This is a genomic window from Streptomyces sp. NPDC031100, assembly GCF_055570785.1.
On record NZ_JBVIGN010000002.1, the window covers coordinates 452,182 to 474,986 of the forward strand.

19 protein-coding genes are annotated in these 22,805 nt (G+C 71.7%); 5 read left to right on the forward strand and 14 right to left on the reverse strand.

The annotated features are described in order from the left end of the window. The first annotated feature begins 157 nt into the window (after positions 1–157). From ACZ5DS_RS06250 to ACZ5DS_RS06270, 5 genes are all read left to right on the forward strand, one after another. On the forward strand, positions 158–709 hold the full coding sequence (locus ACZ5DS_RS06250) for a DUF1697 domain-containing protein (protein ID WP_468234606.1): 552 nt from the start codon (positions 158–160) through the stop codon (positions 707–709). A gap of 43 nt (positions 710–752) precedes the next feature. Then, positions 753–1,781 (forward strand): ketopantoate reductase family protein, encoded by a 1,029-nt coding sequence (locus ACZ5DS_RS06255; RefSeq protein WP_468234607.1) that lies wholly within the window; start codon positions 753–755, stop codon positions 1,779–1,781. 55 nt (positions 1,782–1,836) lie between these two features. Further along, on the forward strand, positions 1,837–2,478 hold the full coding sequence (locus ACZ5DS_RS06260; RefSeq protein WP_468234608.1) for a mycothiol-dependent nitroreductase Rv2466c family protein: 642 nt from the start codon (positions 1,837–1,839) through the stop codon (positions 2,476–2,478). 290 nt (positions 2,479–2,768) lie between these two features. After that, a complete protein-coding gene (locus tag ACZ5DS_RS06265) occupies positions 2,769–4,289 on the forward strand; it encodes a hypothetical protein (RefSeq protein WP_468234610.1) in 1,521 nt (506 codons plus the stop codon). Positions 4,290–4,337: 48 nt separating this feature from the next. Beyond that, complete coding sequence (locus ACZ5DS_RS06270; protein ID WP_468234611.1) at positions 4,338–4,664, forward strand: hypothetical protein; 327 nt, start codon at positions 4,338–4,340, stop codon at positions 4,662–4,664. 42 nt (positions 4,665–4,706) lie between these two features. On the opposite strand, the gene ACZ5DS_RS06275 is transcribed toward ACZ5DS_RS06270, so the two are convergent. The 14 genes from ACZ5DS_RS06275 to ACZ5DS_RS06340 all read right to left on the reverse strand — a co-directional run bounded on the left by ACZ5DS_RS06275 (position 4,707) and on the right by ACZ5DS_RS06340 (position 22,805). Next, the gene (locus ACZ5DS_RS06275) at positions 4,707–6,044 is read right to left on the reverse strand and encodes a protein kinase domain-containing protein (RefSeq protein ID WP_468234613.1); all 1,338 of its coding nucleotides are present in this window, start codon (positions 6,042–6,044) and stop codon (positions 4,707–4,709) included. Then, positions 6,045–6,926: a protein phosphatase 2C domain-containing protein gene (locus ACZ5DS_RS06280; RefSeq protein WP_468234614.1), complete on the reverse strand. Its 882-nt coding sequence runs from the start codon at positions 6,924–6,926 to the stop codon at positions 6,045–6,047. Further along, the gene (locus ACZ5DS_RS06285) at positions 6,920–7,594 is read right to left on the reverse strand and encodes a vWA domain-containing protein (protein WP_468235103.1); all 675 of its coding nucleotides are present in this window, start codon (positions 7,592–7,594) and stop codon (positions 6,920–6,922) included. The genes ACZ5DS_RS06280 and ACZ5DS_RS06285 overlap by 7 nt, the downstream gene beginning before the upstream one ends. A 174-nt stretch (positions 7,595–7,768) precedes the next feature. Further along, complete coding sequence (locus ACZ5DS_RS06290) at positions 7,769–9,436, reverse strand: TRAFAC clade GTPase domain-containing protein (RefSeq protein WP_468234615.1); 1,668 nt, start codon at positions 9,434–9,436, stop codon at positions 7,769–7,771. Then, positions 9,433–12,030, reverse strand: coding sequence for a GTPase-associated protein 1-related protein (locus ACZ5DS_RS06295; RefSeq protein ID WP_468234616.1), 2,598 nt, complete (start codon positions 12,028–12,030; stop codon positions 9,433–9,435). The genes ACZ5DS_RS06290 and ACZ5DS_RS06295 overlap by 4 nt, the downstream gene beginning before the upstream one ends. Next, complete coding sequence (locus ACZ5DS_RS06300) at positions 12,027–13,268, reverse strand: TRAFAC clade GTPase domain-containing protein (protein WP_468234618.1); 1,242 nt, start codon at positions 13,266–13,268, stop codon at positions 12,027–12,029. The genes ACZ5DS_RS06295 and ACZ5DS_RS06300 overlap by 4 nt, the downstream gene beginning before the upstream one ends. Before the next feature lie 3 nt (positions 13,269–13,271). Then, entirely contained in the window at positions 13,272–15,545 is a 2,274-nt protein-coding gene (locus tag ACZ5DS_RS06305; RefSeq protein ID WP_468234619.1) for a hypothetical protein, read from the reverse strand. A gap of 183 nt (positions 15,546–15,728) precedes the next feature. Then, on the reverse strand, positions 15,729–16,718 hold the full coding sequence (locus ACZ5DS_RS06310; protein ID WP_468234621.1) for a hypothetical protein: 990 nt from the start codon (positions 16,716–16,718) through the stop codon (positions 15,729–15,731). Positions 16,719–16,952: 234 nt separating this feature from the next. Continuing rightward, positions 16,953–17,366, reverse strand: coding sequence for a hypothetical protein (locus tag ACZ5DS_RS06315; protein ID WP_468234622.1), 414 nt, complete (start codon positions 17,364–17,366; stop codon positions 16,953–16,955). A 254-nt stretch (positions 17,367–17,620) separates the two neighbouring features. Next, entirely contained in the window at positions 17,621–18,406 is a 786-nt protein-coding gene (locus ACZ5DS_RS06320; protein WP_468234624.1) for a sirohydrochlorin chelatase, read from the reverse strand. Positions 18,407–18,416: 10 nt separating this feature from the next. After that, entirely contained in the window at positions 18,417–19,331 is a 915-nt protein-coding gene (locus ACZ5DS_RS06325) for an ABC transporter permease (protein ID WP_468234626.1), read from the reverse strand. Then, positions 19,318–20,106, reverse strand: coding sequence for an ABC transporter ATP-binding protein (locus ACZ5DS_RS06330; protein ID WP_468234627.1), 789 nt, complete (start codon positions 20,104–20,106; stop codon positions 19,318–19,320). Before ACZ5DS_RS06330 ends, ACZ5DS_RS06325 begins: the two co-directional genes overlap by 14 nt. Before the next feature lie 36 nt (positions 20,107–20,142). Beyond that, positions 20,143–21,246: an aliphatic sulfonate ABC transporter substrate-binding protein gene (locus ACZ5DS_RS06335; RefSeq protein ID WP_468234629.1), complete on the reverse strand. Its 1,104-nt coding sequence runs from the start codon at positions 21,244–21,246 to the stop codon at positions 20,143–20,145. A gap of 224 nt (positions 21,247–21,470) precedes the next feature. Then, positions 21,471–22,805: a sulfate adenylyltransferase subunit 1 gene (locus tag ACZ5DS_RS06340; RefSeq protein ID WP_468234631.1), complete on the reverse strand. Its 1,335-nt coding sequence runs from the start codon at positions 22,803–22,805 to the stop codon at positions 21,471–21,473.

Here is a 22,805-nt window from a genome sequence, read left to right on the forward strand (position 1 = left end):
TTGTGATTACGGAAGGTTGTTGAACAAATCACAGCTGCGTGTAGGAGTTGATCCGCACCCGTCGTATCGGACAGAGTTTCGCGCAACCCGGCGCATGGACGGGTCCGGCCGTCGTGCCCGCCCCCACGGGGCACGACGGCCGCTCTATGGTGGCCCGATGACGACCTATGCGGCGCTGCTGCGCGGAATCAACGTCGGCGGCAGCAAGAAGCTCCCGATGGCCGAGCTGCGCACCCTGATGACCGGCCTCGGCCACGAGGGCGTACGGACCCATCTCCAGAGCGGGCAGGCCGTCTTCACCACCGACCGCGGCGACGAGGAGTCCCTGGCGGCCGAACTGGCCCAGGCGATCGAGGCGCACTCCGGCTTCCCGGTCGACGTGATCGTGCGCGACCACGCCTATCTGCGGGCGGTGGCCGAGGCCTGCCCGTTCCCCGCCGCCGAACTGGAGGCCAGGCAACTGCACGTCACCTACTTCTCCGCACCCGTCACCCCGGAACGCTTCGCGGAGATCGACCCCGCCGTCCATCTCCCCGAGGAGTTCCGCCTCGGCGACCGCTGCCTCTACCTGTACGCCCCGGACGGCCTCGGCCGCTCCAAGCTCGCCGAGGTCCTGTCCCGCCCCCGGTTCACCAAGGGGCTGATCGCCACGAGCCGGAACTGGAACACCGTGCTCAAGCTGGTCGAGTTGACCGGTCCGACGGGATGAGCTGAAGCCAAGGCGTCGCCCAGCGTGTGCGAGGCTCTGCCGTATGCGCTACATCATCATCGGGGCAGGGGCGGTGGGCGGCACCGTCGGCGGGCGGTTGGCCCAGGCCGGGCGCGAGGTCGTACTCGTCGCCCGTGGCGGGCACTTGGCGGCGCTGGGCGAGCGGGGGCTGCGGCTGCGGGTGCCGGAGGGCGAGCTGACGCACCGGCTGCCCGCCGTCGACGGACCGGCCGCGCTCGGTGCGTTGCGCGCCGACGACGTCCTCGTCCTGGCCGTCAAGACACAGGACACCGTGGCCGCCCTGGACACCTGGGGCGAGGCGCCGGTGGCGGGCGGTGGTACGGCGGCGGAGCTGCTGCCGCTGGTGTGCCTGCAGAACGGGGTGGAGAGCCCGCGGCTGGCGCTGCGCCGCTTCCGGCACGTGTACGCCGTCTGCGTCTGGCTCCCCTCGGCCTTCGTGGAACCCGGAGTCGTCTCCGCCGCCGGCACCCCGCTCACCGGCATCCTGCATCTGGGCCGGTACCCGCACGGAACCGACGGCATCGCCCGGCGTATCGCCGCCGACCTGGAGGCAGCCCACTTCGAGGCACCGGTCGTGCCGGACGTCGCCCGCTGGCAGTACGCCAAGCTGCTCGGCAACCTCGGCAACGCCCTGGAAGCGGTGAGCGGACCCGTCGACAGCGGCCCGGCCGAGGCCCTGTACGCGAGGGTGCGGGCCGAGGGCGAGGCCGTGCTCGACGCCGCCGGGATCGACCGTGCGAGCGCCGAGGAGCAGAAGGAGGCACGCGGCGACAAGGTGAACCTGGTCCCGCTGGACGGGGGCCCGCGAGGCGGCGGTTCCTCCTGGCAGTCCCTCGCCCGGGGCACCGGCACCATCGAGGCGGACCACCTCAACGGTGAGATCGTCCTCCTCGGCCGCCTGCACGGCGTACCTACCCCGCTGAACGAGCTGCTCCAGCGCCTCGCCAACCGCTTCGCGCGAGAACACCGGGCGCCGGGGTCCCTGCCGGTCGCGGAGCTGGTCCGGCTGGCCGAGGAGGCGGTGACGGCGGCACGGGAAGTGGACCAATAAAGAGGGATGGGATTGGGTCGGGAACCTGTGCCATCGGCGGACTAGCGTCACCGGCATGACGCCTCGCGACGACCGCGCAACGACGACCCCCGCCCCGACCCGTGTCGACTTCTTCTTCGACCCGGCATGCCCCTTCGCCTGGATCACCTCCCGCTGGCTGCTGGAGGTCGAGCGCGAGCGCCCGCTCGACCTCCGCTTCCATGTCATGAGCCTGTATCTGCACAACACGGGAAACGAACTCCCGGATTGGTACCGGGACTTGGTCGACCGGTCGATCGGCCCGGTACGAGTCGCCGCAGCGGCTGCCGAACGACACGGCGAGAACGTGCTGCGCGACCTGTACACCGCGTTCGGCACCCGGATCCACGAGCGGGGGATCAAGGACTTCGACGCGGTCGTGGCCGAGTCCCTCGCCGAACTCGGTCTCCCGGCAGACCTGTCGGCCGCCGCCCACGACCCGGCGTACGACGATGCGGTCCGCCGCAGTCACGAGGCGGGCGCCGAGCCGGCGTCGGGTGGCTATGTGGGCACGCCCACGATCCATGCCGACGGCACGGTGTGGTTCGGCCCCGTCCTGCGGGCCGTTCCGCGCGGCGCCGAGGCAGCCGAACTCTTCGACAGCTTCCGGGTGCTGGCCCGCCATCCCGACTTCTTCGAACTCAAGCGCACCCGCACGGGAGGCCTCCGCTTCGACTGATCCGATGTCGCGGCGGCGGGACCACCCCGGCAGGCAACTCCGGACCACCCGACGAAGGTTGGCTGATAAACAACCCTAAGGCGCCCTCGTCTCCCCATGCCAGTGACACATCTGCAGGACCAGACGCAGAACGAAGAGCCGACCGCGGTCCGACGTCACAGGGGAGCGCCGGACCGCGGCGGCAGCCTACCCCTGCCCGGGGCAGGTCGGTCCGGCTCGCCCGAACTCCGCGACAAACCCCACAGGTTGAACCTAGGGTGAAGCGCGCGCGGAACGGCCGAGGGGGACGGATGAGTATGACGGGGCGACCATTACCGACGCTGCCGCAGTACCGCAAGGACTCGGTGACACGGCGCCTGTGCGCCTCGGTGCACCTCGACGACGACTTCGCCCTGTACGTGGACCGGGCGCTCACCGGCGACCGGCTGGATGCCCTGGGGCTGAGCCTCGGCATCAACTTCGTGGCCCTCGCCCGCCACGCACGCGTGGCCACCCGCCGCCGCGCTGCCCTCGACCGCCGGCTGGCCTGTCTCGCGGCGGCCGTGCCCTTCGCCGTTCTGGTGGGAGTGTGGGCTCTGGTCAACGGACACGGTTCACTCGGATGGGTGACGATTTTCGGCCCTCTCGGCGCCTACGCGGCCGCCTGGACGACGGTCCGTCACAAGGAGTCCGTGGGCCGGGACACGGCACGCGAGGTGTTCCACTCCGCAGAGAAGCCCGAGCACACGGCACCGCCCGTGGAACCCGAGGCGGAGGCCCTGCTCAACGAGCTGAAACGCGCCAACGTCCTGCCGTACGCGGACGCCGCCGCCCAGACCACGCCGTTCGTCGGCAGCGGTGAGAAGATCAAGGAGGTGGTCTGGCAGCCCATCGACATCAGCAGACCCGCCGACGCCCCCGGCGGCGGGAAGCTCCCGCTGCTGCCCTTCGACGCCATCGACCTGCACACTTACGTGGCCCGCCACATGGAGGGCATCTCCGGGCTCCAGGGCCTCAGGGCCAAGAACCGGCTCTACGTCCTCGGCAGCAACGCCCCCTTCCTGCCCGAGCTGGTGCCCGACCGCACCCGCCGGCCCCACGCCCAGATACCCAAGCAGCTGGTGCAGGCGGGCCTGCAGAACCCGGGAGCGGGCATGCGCACCCACCTGTGCCTGGAACGCATCGGCGAGGGCGGCCGGATGATCGTCTCCATGTACCTGCGGGCCATCCTGCAGCCACCCAGCCTGACCTGGGAGGTCGCCGCCTACGCGATCCCCCCGCTGGACGGCCGTTTCCACCGCGTGGACCGGCTTCCGGTGGCCCCGCGAGAACGCTGGTGGAGCCTCGTCAGGTACGCCACCTCGCACACGGGTCGTGAACTGCGCGGCGCCCTGGGCCGGTTGAGTGCCCGCCGCCGCTGGCAGCGCGACCACGAGCGCCGGCTGGCCAGACAGCGCAAGGCCATCACCAAGCAGCACGTCCTGTACGACTACGGCGCCAAGGGCAGCCTGCGCGAGGACCTGGGTGCCTGGGACGCGGCGGGCTACGCCGAGCGGACCGACTCGCAGGACTTCCTGTTCCGGCTGCAGCAGGGCGTGCTCACGGCCACGGAGCGGTTCCTCGAGGACCACCATGTGGACACCAGCTCGTACGACAAGGCTGTACAAGTCATCAGCACACAGACCTACAACATCGGTAACGTCAGCGGTCCCAGCAACTTCGGCAACAACGGCACGATCGCCATGGGCGGTCAGCAGGGTCCGGGGCCGCACGGCGGACCGGGACCCTGGGGCGGCCAGGGATCCGTGGGGCCCCGCCCGTCCGCGCCGTAACCTCAGCCCCGCCGTCCCCCTCAGGGAGCAGGAGTACAGGACAGGACAATGAGTACCTACAACTTCCACGGGAACATCAACGGCCCCGCCAACATCGGCGATCACGGCCGTATCGAGGTCAACCCCTACGCGCCGGCCTCGGAGGGCCTCATCCGGCTCTCGGACGGCCTGCTCGAGGCGCTGCGCGCCGAGTACCCTCCGCTCGTGCTGCAGGGAGAGGTCATCCGCGGTGCGCTGCAGGAGTCCGTCGAGGACGGCGGGCCGCCCAACCGGGGCCGGATCCGCTCGGCCCTGGAGACCATCATCATCGGCGCCGCTGCCGGTAGCGGCAGCCTCGCGTTCACCCAGCAGCTCATGCAGGTACTGGGCCTGTGAGCAGGCGGGGCCCCGCCGCCGACACGGGGCCCCGTCCGCCGCTCACCTGGCGTGTACCACCGCCCGGACCCCGTCGCCGAGGTCGAGTTCCAGACCGGACCTGAGCGGCACGGTCTGACCCGGCTCGACCTTCTGCGCGGTGCCGTCGGAGCGGGTGCCCGTCCAGGTCTGCTGCGACCGGTTGGCGATGCCGAACCGGCCCGGCTTCTTCGGATGTTCGACCAGCTCCGCCACCAGCGCGGCGTCCGAGCAGTCGTGCCGGGCCGGCTCCGGCAGCAGATGGTGGGCCTGGACCCGGGCACCGCGGCGCAGCCGGATGTGGTGCTGGGTGCGGGGCGGGGGAGTGGTCACCGTCAGTCGCGGGGGCAGCACCAACTGCGCTCCGCAGCCCCAGCACAGGCGCGGCGGCGGGTTCTCGCCCGGCTCGGTCATGTTCTGCCGCCCGCAGGACGCGCACTCGACCACCGAGTCCAGCACCGCCCGCAGCGCGTTGCGCCACTCGCTCTCCCGCACCCGCGCCGCCGGATCCTGCAGCCCGACCGTGAAGGAGCGCCGGAACAGCTCCTGCAGCGTCGCGGCCGCCGCAGGCCAGGTGGCCAGCACGGTGGCGTGTTCCATCGGGTCCGGTGCGTTGGAGTCGTCGGCCGGGTCGAACAGGAACAGCGGGCTCCTGCCGTACAGCTTGCGCTCGGCCGCCTCGTCCAGACAGTGGATCCCCAACTCGCGCTTGCCCTTGAGCGGGTGATGGTTCATCAGGAACATGAACAGCAGGACGGCGAGCGAGTGCAGGTCGGACTGGGTGCCGGGGCGCGCGCCCGGGTCGCCGCGCACCAGCTCCGGCGCCATGAACTCCATGGTCCCCGAGATGCCGCTGGCGTCCCCCTCCACCACCGCGTTGTCGTTGTCGCAGACCAGCACGTCACCGGTGGCCGGGTCGAAGAAGATGTTGCCCCAGGAGATGTCCCGGTAGGCGATGCCCCGCGAGTGCAGCGCCTGATAGGCCTCCACCGTGTACAGGCAGGCCGCCAGCAGCGCCCGCGGACTGGTGCGCAACTGCCGCCGGAACAGCGCCGGAAGACCCTTGTAGCGGTCCGGGCGCAGCCCCATCAGATAGCCGAACGACCCGCGGTGCGCGGGCACGAAGGCCTCCGGCCACAGGAACCGGTTGTCGGCGAACTCCCGGATGACCAACTCCCTTACGATCTGCTCCTGTTCGTCGGTCGCGTTGGTCGGGTAGTACCACTTCAGCGCCCGCTCCCCGTCCGGTGTGCGAACCCGGTACACCTCGCCCTGGCCGCCCGCGCCGAGGAAGTCGACGATCTCGACCTCGTCACCGTTCTCCGCCGCAAGGCGCGTCCCGCCATCGAGCATGCCGCTCATCTACGTCTCCGTCTTCCGTTCTTCCGTCTCAGCCGGACCGCCGCCCCCGTCGGAGCGCAGCGCCGCCGCCAGCGTCGTGTCGTCCCCGGAGTAGCTCGACGCCTGCGCCAGCCACTCGGGCAGCACCGTCCGCACCCCCGAGCTGCCCTCCCGGGCGAGCCGCCCGGCCAGGCCCGCGACGAACGCGCCGTACCCGTCGGCCGACGCGAAGCTCTTCGACAGCCCGTCCGTGGACAGCACCACCAGACGCGGGGTGCGCGCCTCCTCGAACACCGGCGCCCAGTGCATCCGCATCGACTGCCAGGCCTTGTGCCCGCACAGCGACTCCGTCTCGTCGCCCAGGTCCTCCTCGGCCGGCGCGAGCGGACGGCTCAGCGTGCCGTCGTGCTCCACCACGGCGAGATCCCCGTCGCCCACCTGCCAGGCCACGAACAGCCACGGCGTGAGCACGGCACCGATCAGCGTCGTCCCGTACAGCAGGAGCTTGTCGTCGGGCCCCGGCTCCCGGGACTCCTCCTCGACCACCGGCCGGTTGCGGTCCCAGTGCCCGAGGGCCGTCTGCCGCCACTCGTGCACCAGAGCGCGCGGGAAGTCGTCCCGGGCGTACGTCATCAGCCTGGCCAGCCGCCCCGGCTCGTGGCAGTCGTGCGCCGCCCGGCCGAAGTGGCCGGCCAGCGACACGAACCGGTCCACGGCGAACCGCGCGCCCAGCTCGCTGCGCGCGTGCACCGCCGAGCCGTGCCCGTCGGCCACCGCGAGGATCAGCGGATCCTCACCGGATCCGGTGCCCCGGCACTCGTACCAGTCCTGGTTGCGGCGCTTGTTGACCCCCTGGACGCTGTCGGCGAGCGTCTCCCACCGTCGCACCCCGAGCGTCACCACACGTCGTCGTCATCGTCGTCGTCCAGGACCGGCGGCGCGAACGGCTGCTTCGCCATGGTCACGCCCGTGCCCGAGGAGTCGCCCGCCACCGGCTGGGACGCCGCCTTCACGGCCGCCGTGGACGCCCACCGGATGGCGGCGGCCAGTTGTTTGGGGCTGTTGGCGTCCAGCGGCTGAAGCTCGGGGTTGCCGAGGAACTCCTGGAGCACCCCGCGGTCCGCGTCGGCGCCGATCGCGATGGCGACCCGCACCGCCTTGCGGCCCCAGGGGGTGGCGTCGATCGCCTTCAGGCCCGCCTTCCAGTCGTCGGTGGGCACCCCGTCCGAGACCAGCGCCAGCACCGGCTTCAGCGCCCGCTCGGGCATCGGCGGGGTCTGCAGCTCCCGCGCCACCAGGTGCAGCGCCTCCCCGAGGTTGGTCATGCCGTCGACCTGGACGTCCTGCCAGGTGAAGTCGTCGACCGGGACCGGGGTCTGGTGGTGCCACTGGGCGGTGGTGGAGAAGGTCACCGTCCGCAGCAGCAGTTGGGCGGCCGGGTTGTCGTGGGCCACCGACCGCATCTCCGGAACCGCCTCTCTGATCGCGTAGTTGAGCTTCGCGATCTTCTCGCCCTGCATCGAGTACGAGCAGTCGAGCAGCCAGATGAAGTGGACCGGCCGGTTGGCCATGGGCCCGCCGGGAATGTCGCTCACGCCGTGATTCCTTTCAGGTGATGGGGAGTTCGGGTCAGGGCAGCAGCAGCCGTATGCCGTAGCCGAGCGCGGCCACCGCCAGGACCAGGGCGGTGACGAACAGGCCCGCCAGCGCCCGCCGGGCCCGGGAGACGGAGGGGGTGACCTGGGTCATGCCGGGCTGTACCTCCCTTCCTCGGCCTCGTCCGGTCGCCGCCGGGCCTTGATCAGGTGGCTGCCGCCGCCGGACCCGGTGAGCGGGCCGGTGCGCAGCCCCGAGGCCGCGAGCAGCCACAGCACCGGCTCGGCGGCCCGGCGCTGCTCGCTCTCCAGCGGCCCGGTGCCGGTGGCCGCATGGGCGCTGACCGCCCAGTAGCGGGCCGCCCGGAAGTCGTGGCCGAGGGCGCGGACCAGCGAGCCGAGACCGACCTCGGCGAGCCACTCGTCGATGCGCGCGCCCGGCACCGGCAGCGAGGTCAGCTGGTCCAGCACGTCCCGCTTGGTGACCACGGCGGCCACGGACATCCGGGGCCGCCGGCCGGTGAGTGCCGCCAGCTCACCGGTGAGCCGCTGGTACGTCTCCCACGGACCCTGCGCCGAGGGCCGCGCCCGGTCCGTCCGGTCGGTGTCCTCGGGGCCCAGCCGGCCGCGGACCTTGGGGTCGGCCAGCACGTCGGCGACCAGGATCACCCCGTCCGCGTGCGCCAGGTACTGCTGGGCCCGCACCCGTTCGGCGTCGCTCACCGACTCGCCCATCGGGTCGTACAGGTACAGCAGCCTCCGCCTGCGGCCCCGGGCCACGGTGAGCATCAGGGCGCGCGGCTGGCCGCCGGTGGTGGCGTGCGCCCAGCCGGTGCGGTTCAGCTCCTGGTTGAGGCCGGTCTGGGTGCGCTGGTCGTCGACGGTGGCGTACTCGACCCGCAGCTCGCCCTGCCGGGCCCGGGCGTGCAGCCCCTCGACCATGGCCGCCATCAGCATCGTCTTGCCCGACGAGGTGCCGCCGACCAGCGGGGTGTGCACCACGCGCATGGTCTCCGCGGCCCTGGGCAGGAACTGCTCGCAGTGCGGACACAGCGCCGTCAGCTTCCCGCGGCCCAGCAGCCGGGAGGCCGGCAGCCGGTGCCCGCACCGGCACACGTGCCACAGCACGCCGTACCGCCCGGGCCGCAACTCGGCGTGCAGGGCCTGGCAGTTCGGGCAGCGGTGCAGGGCCAGCGGGACGGGCGCGTAACAGCCGGGGTGGGGGCACTTCACGCGGATGCCCCGCAGCAGCAGCCGGGCGCGCTCCACCCCGCGCAGCACCGGCACCCCGGCGGCCCAGCCCAGCCACACCACGGCCACCAGCAGTGCGAACAGGGCCAGCACCCCGAAGAGGAGCAGCGTGGCCAGCACCGCGCCGACCAGCGCGCCCGCCGTGGTGCCGGGCGCGATGAACACGACCAGCAGGAACCGGTACAGCGGCGCCGAGGCGCGCACGCCCGAGGCACGGCGCCCCTGGAACAGGTTCCGAGCGGTCCGGTCCATCCACGGGTCGTTGAACGCGGACCAGATCTCCCCCAGGCCGGCCCGCCCGGCGGACAGCGCGTCCGCCCACGACTGCCGCCACCAGTAGGCGAGATGCGCGGGCTCACGACTCCCCACCCCCGCCAGGCGCGGGTCGGTGCTGCCCGTCTGCCACGGCCCGAGCCGCTGCCACACCGCCTGCACGCCCCGCCCGAGGAACTCCCACAGCGTCCGGAACACGCACACCGCGGCGGCGACCGCACCGGCCCAGGCGAGCAGGAGCAGCAGCACCTGGACCACGACGCCGGCTCCTCCGCCGTCCGCGCCCGTGTTCATCCGCGGTCTCCTTCGGCCGGCGGCTGGACATCGCCGTACCAGGTGGCCGGCCGCTCCTCGCGCCGCCCGCGCCCGGTCAGCCGGCCCGCGAGCCGGCCCAGGGCGCCGGGGCGGTTCCAGGCGCGGTAGGCGTCCAGGCGGCCCCGGCCGGTGCGGCGCAGCGCCTCCTCGACCGCGCTCAGGTCCTCGGCCGGCAGCGCCCGGACCACAGGCCGCAACACCTTGGTCAGCAGGGTCGTCCGCGTCGCCTCCCAGGCCGGGTGCGTCTGCGGGTACGTACTCCAGTCGCCGAAGCAGACGGCGACGTACGACGGCACGGTGCGCAGCCGGTCGCCCACCCGGTCCCCGCGGGCCACCCGCGCGTACGCCGCCAGCAGCCCCGGATCACCCGAGCGGGCCAGCGCGTACAGCTCGCTCTCGGGCGCCGGCGGGCGGGGCGGCGCGTAGGACTCGCTGTGCGGTGCCGGTACGGCCAGCAGCCGCCGCGCGAGGGCGTCGTACACCCGCCGCGTCACCGGATCGGGGACCGGCTCGGCCGCACCGTCCCGCAGCTGCAGCACATGATCCGCCCAGCCCTCCACGTCCTGGTCGGTGTCGAGCAGGTCCGCGTACTCCAGCAGGAGCAGCGGCGCCCGGTGCGCGGGCCGCAGCTCCGTGGTGAAGCAGCGCAGCAGGTCGGTGGCGAGGGCCGGTACGGCGGGGTCGTCGGCCGGGGCGGCGAGCGCGGCCTCGACCAGCAGGTCCCGGGTGCCGGCCAGCCGGTGCGCGTCCGAGCCCAGCTCGTTCAGCAGCAGGCTCGCCTCCTCCCCGGTGGGCAGGTCGTCCGGCCAGACCAGCTGGAAGGCGGTGTGCAGGACGGCCGGTTCGGCGTGCGGCGAGACCCCGGCGATGCGCAGCACCTCGTGGCACCGCGGCAGCCGGTCGCCGCCGGTGCGCCCTGCGGTACCGGCCTGGACGCACATGCGCAAGTGCGGGAAGCCGGGGTCGAGCGAGACCGGCAGCCCGGACCCGGCCAGCCGCGCGGCGACCCCGGGCGGATGCGCGGCGGCGAGCGCGTCCAGTGCACCGAACAGGGCGGTGCGCAGCGCGGGATGGCCGTGGACGGCGTCGAGGAGGGCGGGGGGCACGGTCCCGTCGTCGGTCGGGGGACTGTCGGAGGACGGCTCGCTCACCAGGTCCCGGGCGATGCGCTCCGCGAACTTCGGGAGTGCTTCCGTGCAGTCCACGTCGAGCAGGTCGGCGACGCGCAGCAGCGCCAGGGGGCGGCCCGTGGCCGGCTCGGTCGGGTCGGCGATGCCCTGTCGCAGGGCCGGGGCGAGGTCCCGGGCCAGCTGGGAGCGGAGCGCGGGGGTCAGCGAGCCCGCGCCCAGGGGCGGCACCGGGCCGCGGTCGAGCACGGCCGAGGCCAGGACGCGGGCGGCGAGGGGTGCGGAGACGGCGGTGGGCACGTGTCCGTCCAGCCGGGCCGACAGGGCGGCCAGCGCGGGCAGTTCGTCGTCCAGGGGGATACCGGTGGGGCTGTGGCGGGCGTCCCGCGCGCCGGCCGGTGGGCCTGAGGCACCTGCTGTGCCGACGCCGACCGGTGCGCCCGAGCCACCTGCTGTTCCCGGCTGGGCCAGCGCGCCGACCAGTGCGGTCAGTGTCTCCTCGGGCAGCGTGAACGCGTGGTCCACGGCCCAACGGGCCGCCGCCGCACGCCCGTCGGCGCGCAGCCCGATGCCGTGGACGAGTGCGGCCACCGCGAGCGGGCCGAGCTCGCCGGAGCTGTCGCGGAACAGCTCGGGCCGCCCGGCCGCCCAGACCCGCGCGCACACCTCGGCCCAGGCGTCCTGGACGGGCTCGCCCTCCGCGCGGCCGGTGCACTCGTGCACCCGGAACCGGTGGTCGTGCCCCACCGGCTCGGAGGACGGCAGCGCCCCGACGATCTGTTGCCGGGCCTGCTGCGGACGGCGGGTGTATGTGGTGAAGGTCAGCCGGTGCGCCCGGTCGCGCGGCAGCACGCTGCAGGCGAGCGCGATCCACTGGGCCACGTCGGCGCTGTCCTGCTCGACCAGCACGATCTGCCGGGTGTCCGTCTCCTCCGTCAGGGTCCGCAGGTCGGCGAAGAACGCGGCGAGCCGGTCCGCACGGGACCGGGCGAAGGCCACCAGAGTGTCCGTGCGCAACAGCCCCGACGGCTCGAACCGGTCGACGGGCCGGGGCCGTCCGTCCGGGGGAGTGGTGTCGGCCCAGCGGGGCGACTCCCACGCCGTGATGGGCAGCGCCCCGTCCGGCAGCCGTACCCCGGACGGCAGATGGAGGGCATGGGCATGGAAGTTGCCCCAGCGCCCGCTGTAGTCGGCGCCGGTGTACACCGAGCGGCTCAACAGCCGTCCCCCGTCGGACAGTTCACTGAAACTGAAGGCCTTCGGGAAGCTCTTCAGCTGCTCGGCGTCCGGGCGGGCGGGCAGGTCGCGCGGAGGCTCGTACCCGATGAGCCGCTCCGCCTCCCGCAGCAGCGTCGGCGGCACGCCGGGGCTGACCGCGGTGAACCGGAAGCCCGACCCGTCGGGGCCGGGCGGCGCCGAGGTGTAGTGGAGCTGCGAGAGGCTCACTGGGCACGTCCCTTCCCCGCGGTGCGTACGGGCAGCAGACCGCGCCGGGACAGCAGCCACAGCAGCGGATCCTCCACCCGCACCGGCTGCGGACCCGACTTCGGTACGTCCGCCGGAGCGTCCGCGGGCGGCGGCGCCCCCAGTGCGGACAGCCCGAACAGCGACAACTCCGAGAAGTCCAGCTCAAGCTGGCGCAGCAGCGCACCCGAGTCCCAGTCCGTCAGCAGGGACCGCAGTTCCTCGTGCACGGCCAGCCGGTCCTCACCGTCGTAGGTGCCCGCACTGTGCGGGGCGTTGCGCAGCAGCGGGGAGTGCGGGTCCAGCAGGGGTCTGAGCATGTCCGTCTTGGTGACGGCCACCGCCATCGGCGTGGACACGCGCCCCCGCGCCTTCCCCTTGCCATGGGCCCGCAGCTGGGCCGCCAGGTCGGCTGCGATCTGCTGCGGCGAGGTCTCCACCACCGGCAGCGGCGGCCCCTCGTGCACCGGCAACCGATCGCGCACCGAGCCGAGTTGGAGCGGATCGACGAGCAAGATGATCCCGTCGGCGGCGCTCAGATAACGGGTGTAGCGGTCCATCGCCTCGGCACCGGCCAGGTCCTCACCGGCCGCGTCGAAGAAGACCAGGGTGGTGTGCCGGGTCCCCGAGCCGCCGAGCAGACCCTTCCGGGGCAGGCTGAGCCGGTACAGCAGGGGGTCGTTGAAGCCGAGGGCGGCCGGCCGGGTGGCGTCCGGCAGCCGCAGCCGCTCGTACAGGTCCTCGGCCATCTCCTTGTCCCGGGTCTGCGTGCTCTGGCCCATCGCCGCGAGCGAGGCGTGATAGGCCTGGCCCACCCGCTGGTTCAACTCGTTGACCAGCACGGACACATAAGTGCTCTTGCCAGAGGCCTTCGCGCCGACCAGCGCGATGATCCGGCTGTCCTGGTCGCAGTAGTCGCTGGGCAGGTCGCTGTGGCAGGACCGGCACACCCGCACCGGCGTGGGCACCCCGCACTTCGGGCACGGCACGCTGCTGCCCCCGCCGCCGAGACCGGCGACGCGGCGCGGCGGATCGAACACCGGCCCGCGCATCCGGGCCGCCGGGGGCACGCCGGGCCCCATGAACCCGGCCCAGGCGTCGTCGCGTTCGGGCCCGCAGGGCGCGCCGCCGCGCACCCCGCTCGGGGTCATCAGACAGCGGTACGGCAGCTTGGCCACCGACGCACGGGCGAAGCAGTAGGGGCAGATCACGGTCGTCATGGCTCAGCGCACCACCAGGCTCGCGAGAGAGGGTTCTTCCAGTCGCACCGCGGTCGCGTGCTCCCCGAGCAGGAAGCCGCGCAGGGTGTAGGGGGCCGGGCAGGGGGAGGCCGGCAGCTCCTGTTCGACGGTCCCGTGCCGCGCCAGGTCGGGCCCGGGGATGCGCAGCACGGTCGTGCCGTCGGACGCGCTGCGCGGGCGGAGCGTACCGCTGCGCGCGACACACACGAACTCCGGTACGTCGCCGAGCGCGCCCGGCGCGGCCAGGGTGACCCGCAGCAGGGTGCGGCCCCGGCCGAGGAACCGCCGTGACGCGCGCACCAGTTGGTACCGCACGGCGGCGTCCGGCGGCAGCAGCGCCTCGGCCGCGTCGGGTACCACGACGACGGCACCGGGCACCCGGGGCGCGGTCGCCGCCCGGATCCGCACGGCTCCCGGGCCGACGGGCAGCCGCAGCCCGCCGCGCCGGTAGGCGTGCGCGGTGAGCGTCCGCTCCCCGGACGCCTCCTCGCCGTCCCAGGCGACCACGAGGTGACCGGCGCCCTCGGGCCAGTCCAGCGTGACCTGCGCCTGCCCGTCCGGGAGCCGGTCGGCGGCGAGCCTCGGCACGGGGCACACGGCCTCCACGGCGACCGTGGGCCCGGCCAGCGCCCGCGCACCGAGCACGGCCACAGCGGCGACCTCGGCGTACGTGCCCGGCGGAGGGCACAGGGCACCCGCCTGCGCGGGCCAGTCCAGCGCGGCCGGCAGCTCCTCGGTGCGCAGCTCGGTACCCGGCGCGGGCGCCTGTCCGGGCCACACCACCAGCCGCACCTCGGCGCCCCGCCCCCCGGTCCAGGCGAACCGTACGGCCCCGCCGTCGGCCTGCGCGGTGAGGGCGCGCACGGGCTCCGGCCAGGGGTGGACGGTACCGGTCACCTGCAGGCCCGGGGAGCTGACCCGACTGCCGTCGGGCGCCCGGTAGTGACAGACGATCCGGAAGGAGTGCGGGCCGGCCGGGAGGCCGGTGACGGTGAACCCGTCGGGCCGCTGGGCGGGACGGATGGCGGGTTGGTCGGCGCCGGTGGGTTCGACGGTGACGTCGGTCGCGCCCTCCGGCCGCCTTTCCTGGCGGACGGTCGCCTCGTCCGGGCCCATGCGCTCCACCGTGACGTCGGTCGCGCCCCTCGGTCGCTGCCAGGTGCAGTCGAGCCGGCCCGGACCGTCGCTCAGCAGTGGGCGCCCGACCTCCGGGGCGACCAGCAGGTGCCGCGACACCAGCGGCGGCCCGGCGATCTGACCGTCCCGCAACGGCAGGGCCGCGTACCGCACGGGGGAGCCGAGCGGGGCGTCCTCGTCCCGTACCGTCCCTGCTGCCGTCGGATCCGCGCCGGGCACGCTCCGTACGGCGGGTGTGCCCTGCTCCGTGCGGTAGAGCCGCAGCAGCCGCCACTCTCCGTCCGGTACGTCGTCCCGGTCCTGCCACGTCAACTCGACGTGGTCCGGCCGCAGTTCGACCCGCAGCGCTGGACGGTCTCCGGACCCGGGCCGATGGATGCGGACCAGGCCGCGCAGGGCGCGTCGGTCGTCGGCGGCCTCGCGCAGCGCGTTCAGGTAGGCGGCGCTCGCGCCCTCCGGGTCGCCGTGTTCCTCGGCCCGCCGGGCGGACCGCAGGAATTGCTCTACCAGGTCCAGCCGCTCGGCCAGCTCCGTGCGCAGGGCTGTCAACGCCGGGTCGCCGGTGTCCGCGGGCAGCCGGTCGAGCAGTGTCCGCAGCCGGTGCAGGCGCCGCCGCTCCCGGGTGTCCGCGAGTGACTCCGCGGCATCGCGCCCGCGCCGGTCCAGGGCGGGCCGCCGCCGGGCCGCCGCCACCAGCCCAGCGATCTCGTCGGCGTGCACCCCCAACTCGGCTGCGACACGGGCGCGTTCGCCTGCCGGATGGTCCTGCAACAGGCCGATCAGCTGGTACAGGACGACCCGGCGCAGGGCCTGGGGATCGCTCCGGTGCAGCTCGGCCAGGAGCGCGGCGAGTGGGGCACCCGGGCCCGCGCCCTGGGCGAGAGAGTCGAGGAACGGGCCGTCCACCCGGCGCCGCCCCCGCGGCCCCGACGGCACGTACAGCCCGTCCAGGACCCGTAACCCCACGGGGTGGGCGCCCAGGGCCTCGCCGAGATGACGTAACCCCGCCGTGTGCTGGGCGGCGGCGAGGGCACCGTAACCGGGCACGAGGGGGCTCACCGGCAGACCCGACAGGGCACTGGGCAGCCCCAGGTGATACCCGAACTCCTGACCGGCCACGCGATCCGTTCTCCCCCGAGACAGTGCTTCGAGGGACCATCCCAGCAGATCCGGACGGGACCAGGAAGGGGTTTCGGGGAAACTGAGCAGGTCGGGGCGTGCCATGACCGGACGGGCGGCCGTCAGGAGCACTTTCTGCCGGCCTGTCACCCCTCGGACCGCCCTTTTCGTGAAAGCGCGAGGCTAAGCAGCCCTGTGGATGGTGCAGTTTCCCTGCTGTGAGGTCACGCGGAACAACCGGGCGGAGCCGTCGGCATCGGCCGCGTAGAGAGTTCCGTCGCCGAGGGCCAGGGCGTCCTGGGCGGGGACATCGGTGGTGCGCGCCCCCGACCGCTCGCCGAGGAGCCGGACGGTTCCCTGTGACACGAATACCCCGCAACCCTGGTAGACGCTGATGCGTGAATCTCCACGAGCGGTGGCTTTGGCCGGAGTTCTTCCGGGAGCGGACAGATCCATCAGCTGGAGTTCCCGGAGTGTCCCTGAGGCTACGGCAGAGGACGCGCCGGACATGGCTTGTGAGCCGCTCACGGAGCATTCGCTGGAGAACCCACTGTGAATCTCTTTCGTACGGCCGGTGTTCAATTCGATTTCGGTGGGTTCGGCACCGAGTGTGAGGGCCACTCCCAAGGTGTCGGACAGGCACCCGACAGGACCAGAAAGCCAGGAAGGAACCCTTTGCGGCTCTCTCGCGTGACCGTTCCCGACATCAAAGAGGAAGGATTTCCATGACGTATCCGCCTTGGTGTTCTGCGCCACGGAGACCGCGATCCGGGTCCCCTCGTCGGAGGCCCTTCCCTGTGCTTCAGGAACCCCGCCCCGCATCGGAAGACGATGCCTGCTCCCGTGCGCCTTCCACAGCAGTCCATCGCCATCGGTGGCTATCCAGTCGCCCGGACCGGCGGTCCAGTACAGATTGACATCGGGCTTTGTGAAGGTTTCCGTGCTGCGCTTCCGGCCGGAGTGCCAGACGAATGCGGACCCCGACCTTCCAGACTTCGACGTCTTGTTGAGGGAGAATCCGGCGTCCGGACATGAGGGAGCGCAGTGCACCTCGCCCGGAAAGACGTTCTTCTCCTCCCATGCCAGGCGGCCGTCCCGGAAGTACCCCCGGAGAACTTCCTTCTGTGAATCGAATGTCACAACCCCTTTGGTGTCCGCATCAGTGATGATCACCGACGGATCCCGATTCTCGGGCCGCTGGGTACCGCCGCTGTCCGTCGCAGCGGTGCATCCTGTCGCTGCCATGAGTGCGCACGACACGGTGATCAGGGCGATCGGCCAAGGGGGACGGTGGAGGGTGATGGATGCCATGACTGCTCTGTCTCCAGGGGAACGGGTGGGCGGAAGGAACGTCCGCCCACCCGTTTCAGTGAAAGGTGTGCCAGGGGCTGGAGCCCGGAAAACCCATCAGAAGGCGAAGCTCACACCCTTGCCGCACTGGACGGCCCAGGCGTGCGAGCTGAGGTCGTACCAACCGTCGATCACCACGCGGTTCTGGCCCTTCTTGAGGGTCGTGGCCCTGGAGAACGTGGGACCCCACAGGTCGGTGTAGTAGTGAGTGCCCTTCTTGGCCTGGTACTCGTGGTTCGGGCTGCCGCTGCCCTGCGACAGGATGCGTACGTACAGGGTGAAGTCCGTGCGGCTCTTCTTCAGGCCCTGCGACGTGGTGCGGATCGCGTAGGAGGTGGGCGTGATCTTCGTGCTGGACGTCTTCAGGTACTGGACCGCGGCGGTGGCCTTGGCGGTCTTGGTGGGGGCGAAGACGGCCGTGCAGCCTGCCTGCGGGCTCGTTTCCGCGCTTGCGGACGGGGCCGCGGCCAAGAGTCCGATCCCTATGAGCGCTGCGGAGGTAACTGCGGCTGTTTTGCGCATGTTCAGTCCCCGATTTTCGGTCTGATTGTGGGAGTGCGGCATCCGGCTCGGAGGATCCTGACTCGCTCATTCCGTTCCGGAGTCACCCGGCCGGAGCAACACCTAGATCATCTCCCGAACGACCGTGTGGTTCAAGGTAGTTGCAGGATGCCTGAGGAAGATCTGAGGTTTCATCCCAAGAGTTGGGTCGTATATTGAGACGATTATCCAGCGGTGGAATGCCGAAGGGCTGCATCACGGAATAGGGATCCCACAGAGCGGGGCCGGCGCCACATTTCCTGTCGCATTTCGTCGTACCTGCGCAGGACGACCCGGGCCACTTCGGGTGCCGGGCCGAGCACATGGGCAAGGACGTCCGCCTCGGCCGCGCCCCGGGCGATGCGGTCGGGCAGGAAGCCGGGGGCGAGGACGTAGGGTGCAACGGCGACCCGCTCGCAACCCAGTTCGCGCAGTTCACGCACCGCGTCTTCGGTGCGGGGCAGAGATGCGGAGGCGAACGCAGGTCGCACGGCGCACCAACCGGTGTGCCACCACTCCCGCGCGATGTCTGCGATCACTGCGATCGCCTCCGGGTCAGAGGACCCCGCCGAGGCCAGCACGACCCCGGTCGAGGACTTGTCGGCGGGCGTCAACCCCGCCTCGTACAGACGCCGCTCCAGTGCCGACAGCAGCAGCGGGGACGGGCCCAGCACCTCCGCCTGGCGGATGCGGAGCTGTGGCGGAGCGTCTCGCAGAACCGCCGGTATGTCCGCCTTCGCATGGAACGCGCGCGTGAGCAGCAGAGGCAGCGCCACGACGTCACGGACGCCCCCCGCGGCCAATGATTCCAACACCCCCTGTACCGAGGGGATGTTGAAGTCCAGGAAGCCGGTCTCCACCCGCAGCCCCGGCCGCAGCGACCGTACCCGCTCCACGAGGGCGTGCACGGTCGCGGCGTGCCGCGGGTCGCGGCTGCCGTGGGCGATGACGAGAAGGACCGGGTTGTGCATGGTGTGTGCCTCAGCCCTTCACCAGCAGGCCGCGGCTGCGCAGCACCCACCGCTCCAGAGGGTTGAAGATCAGCAGTTCGATCGCGATGCCGACGAACAGGATCAGGATGATGGCCTGGAACACCATGGCCATCGAGCTGGCGTTGCGCCCGAACTCCAGCAGTGCGCCCAGGCCGACTCCCAGATCGGGCGACGGAGCGATGATCTCCGCGGCCATCAGCGAGCGCCAGGAGAACGCCCAGCCCTGCTTCAGACCCGCCAGATAGCCCGGCAGCGCGGCCGGCATGACGATGTGCCGGGCACCCTTCAGGCCGGTGGCCCCGATCGAGCGGCCGGCCCGCAGGAACAGCGGTGGCACCTGGTCGATGCCGGAGACCAGACCGTTGGCGATCGACGGGACTGCGCCGAGCAGGATCACCGCGTACATCATCGAGTTGTTCAGGCCCAGCCAGATCACGGCCGGAGGCACCCAGGCCACCGACGGCAGCGACTGCAGACCGGACAGGACCGGCCCGACGGCCGCCCGCACGAATTTCACCCGGGCCACCAGCAGACCCAGCGGCGTGCCTATGACGAGCGCCAGCAAGAAGCCCAGCAGACCGCGTGAGACGCTCGCCCAGATGTAGCCGAGGAGCTCGCCCTTGAGCCAGGAGTCCTTGAACTCGCGCGCCACATCGGCGGGCGAGGGCAGCCTGGTGGGGTCGTCGACGATCTTCAACGAGATCAACAGCTGCCAGACGGCCAGGACCAGCGCGATCGCGAGGATCGGCGGCAGGATCTTCTGGGTGAAGGTCTGCCGGAACGGCGTACGGACCGCGGCCGAGGTCTCCAGGCTGTCGAGACCGGCCTCCAGGCCGCCGAGGTTCGCGGAGTCGTCCTTGACGGGCGAGTCCGCCGTCGTGCCGGTGGTCTCAGTGCTGGCCATGACGGCGGATCTCCCTACGCAGTTCTTCGGTGATCTCGAGGGACAGTTCGGCCACGGGCGCGTCCTCGATGCGGCGCGGCTGGGCAATGTCCACGGTCCATTCCCGCGCCACGCGCCCGGGCCGGGACGACAGCAGGACGACCCGCTGCGCCAGCCGCACCGCCTCGCGCACGTTGTGCGTGACGAACAGGACGGACACGCCGGTCTCCGTCCAGATCCGGGTCAGTTCGTCGTGCAGCACATCGCGAGTGATCGCGTCCAGCGCCGCAAACGGCTCGTCCATCAGCAGCAGCCGGCTGTCCTGGGCGAGCGCACGGGCCAGTGCCACGCGCTGACGCATACCACCGGACAGTTCGTGGATCCGCTTGCCGTACGAGCCCTTCAGCCGAACGAGTTCGAGCAGTTGCTCGGCCCGGTCGCGCCGCTCGTTCTTCGGAACTCCCCTGAGTTTGAGGGCCAGCTCGATGTTTTTTCCCGCGGTCATCCACGGGAACAGGGCGTGCTCCTGGAACATCAGGGCGGGGCGCCCGTCGGTGGTGATGCTGCCGGCGGAAGGCGTGTCCAGCCCCGCCACCAGGTTCAGCAGGGTGGACTTGCCGCAGCCCGAAGCTCCCAGGAGGGTGAGGAACTCACCCGGCGCTACATCCAGCGTGACGTCGTCGAGGACGAGTTGCTGTCCGGTGGGTCCGGCGAACGACTTCGAGACGTGCTGGATGCGCGCAGCCTGCTTCACGGTCTCAGAACCGTCGGCGGCCTTGGCGAGGGCGGTAGCCATGGTCGTAACCTCCTGGGAGCTCTCGGGAGTCCGGGCTTACTTGACGCCGAGACCGGCGTCGTCGACCGTGCTCTCGCCCTCGGCCTTGAGGACCTTGTTCAAGAGGGTGAGGTCATAGATGCCGTCCAGCTTCGGGTTCTGCAGCAGGCCTGCCTTGACCGCGTGCTGCGCCTCGGTGTTGAGGGTCGCGGCCAGCGGGTCGTCAGTGAACCGGATGGACCTCCAGGCCGGGTCGAGGACGTCGGCGGGCAGAGCCTTGCCGGAGTCGCTCTCCAGCTGCTTGTTCGCCGCCGCCTTCGCCTCGTCGGGGTTGGCGTTGATCCACTTGTTGGCCTCGACCGCGGCCTTCAGCACGGCCTCGACGGCCTTCGGGTGTTCCTTGAGGAAGGCCTGCCGCACGATGATGTTCGTGATCACGAACTTCTTGTCCGGCCACAGGTCAGCCTCGTCGAGCAGCACCTTCGCACCCTTGGCGACCAGCTTGGACGCGGTCGGTTCCGGAACCCAGGCGCCGTCGATGGAACCGGACTTGTAGGCGTCCGGGGTCACCTTGTTGTCGGTGCGGACGACCGACACATCGCCCTTGCCGCTCTTCGCGTCGACCTTCCAACCCTGGTCGGCGACCCAGTTGAGGAACGCGACATCCTGCGTGTTGCCGGCCTGAGGAGTGGCGATCCTCTTGCCCTTGACGTCCTTGAGAGACTTGATCTTGTCCGGATTCACGACGAGCTTCACCCCACCGGAGGCCGAACCGCCGATGATGCGCAGGTTCTTGCCCAGGGAAGCGGTGTATCCGTTGATCGCCGGGGACGGGCCGATCCAGCCGATGTCAATGGAGCCGGAGTTGAGCGCCTCGATCTCGGACGGGCCGGCATTGAACGTGGCGTACTTGGCCTTGGTGGCGCCCAGCTCCTTCTGGAAGTAGCCCTTGTTCACACCCACGAGGGCCGTGCCATGGGTCAGGTTGCCGAAGTAGCCGATCTTCACGGAGTCGAGACCGTCGATCTTCTTGGCGCCGGCGGCGACCCGGGCGGTGTTGTCCTTGTCGGCCTGGGATCCGTAGCTGCAGGCGGCGAGGGTCAGGAGGGGAAGCGCGGCTATCACCGCGAGGCTGCGGCGGAAGGTGGTCGTTGCAGGCACGGGAGTTCCTCTCGGAGGCCCGGCGGTCACGATCTCTCAGGTCGTGGCCGGGAGGTCGGCAGGTCTTCGCTTACGTAGGCGGTGGGGGGTGAGGGCGCGCAAGCAGTGCGCGTACGTCAGCACACACATCGCGCCACTCCACCCTGCCCGCTGCCAAGGGCGCCGCTGCCGACGCGGCCGCCCTCCTTAGCGAACGTCGAGTAATAGTCCGTCGAGTTCATAGGTCAGAAGTCCCACCCGTCGTCCGCGGCCTCGTCCTTGACCGGCTCCGGGGACGCGAACGACTCGCCGACCATGCCCGCGGTGAGCGTGGTGCCGTCGTTCGGGTCGATCAGGATGAAGGAGCCCGTGCGGCGCGAGTCGGCGTAGGAGTCGACCGGCAGCGGCTCGGCGGTGCGGATCTTCACGCGGCCGATGTCGTTGGCGACGAGCTGTCCCGGGTGCGGGTGCAGGGACAGGTCGTCCAGCGTGAGACGGGACGGGATGTCCTTGACGATCGCCTTGACCGTGCGGGTGCCGTGCTTGAGCAGCACCCGGTGACCGACGGTCAGCGGCTGGTCGGCGACGTGGCAGACGGTCGCCTCCACGTCCTGCGTGGTGGCCGGCGCGTCCTTGGTCGGCACGATCAGGTCGCCGCGCGAGACGTCGATGTCGTCCGCGAGCAGGACGGTCACCGACTGGGTCGTCCAGGCCACGCCGACCGGCTCGCCGAGCAGGTCGATGCCGGAGATCGTCGTCGTACGGCCGGACGGCAGGATCGTCACCCGGTCGCCGACCCGGAACGTACCGGCCGCGATCTGGCCCGCGTAGCCCCGGTAGTCCGGGTGCTCGGAGGTCTGCGGCCGGATCACGTACTGCACGGGCAGCCGCGCGTGGCAGTGCGCCAGGTCGTGGCTGACCGGGACGGTCTCCAGGTGCTCCAGGACGGTCGGGCCGCCGTACCAGTCCATGTGCGCGGACGGCTCCACCACGTTGTCACCGGCGAGCGCCGAGATCGGGATCGCAGTGACCTCGGGGACGCCCAGCTCGGTCGCGTACGCCGTGAACTCCTTGGCGATCGCGGCGAACACGGGCTCCTGGTAGTCGACGAGGTCCATCTTGTTGACGGCGAGGACCACGTGCGGCACGCGCAGCAGCGCGGCGATCGCCGCGTGCCGGCGGGTCTGCTCGACCACGCCGTTGCGGGCGTCGACCAGGATCACGGTCAGCTCGGCCGTGGAGGCACCCGTCACCATGTTGCGGGTGTACTGCACATGGCCGGGCGTGTCGGCGAGGATGAACCGGCGGCGGGGCGTGGCGAAGTAGCGGTAGGCCACGTCGATCGTGATGCCCTGCTCGCGCTCGGCGCGCAGGCCGTCGGTGAGCAGCGCGAGGTCCGGGGCGTCCTGGCCGCGGCTCGCGGACGCGCGCTCCACGGCCTCCAGCTGGTCGACGAGGACCGACTTGGAGTCGTGCAGCAGCCGTCCGACGAGGGTGGACTTGCCGTCGTCGACGGAGCCGGCGGTGGCGAACCGCAGCAGGGTGGTGGCCGAGAGCGCCTCGGTGGTGGTCGTGCTCAT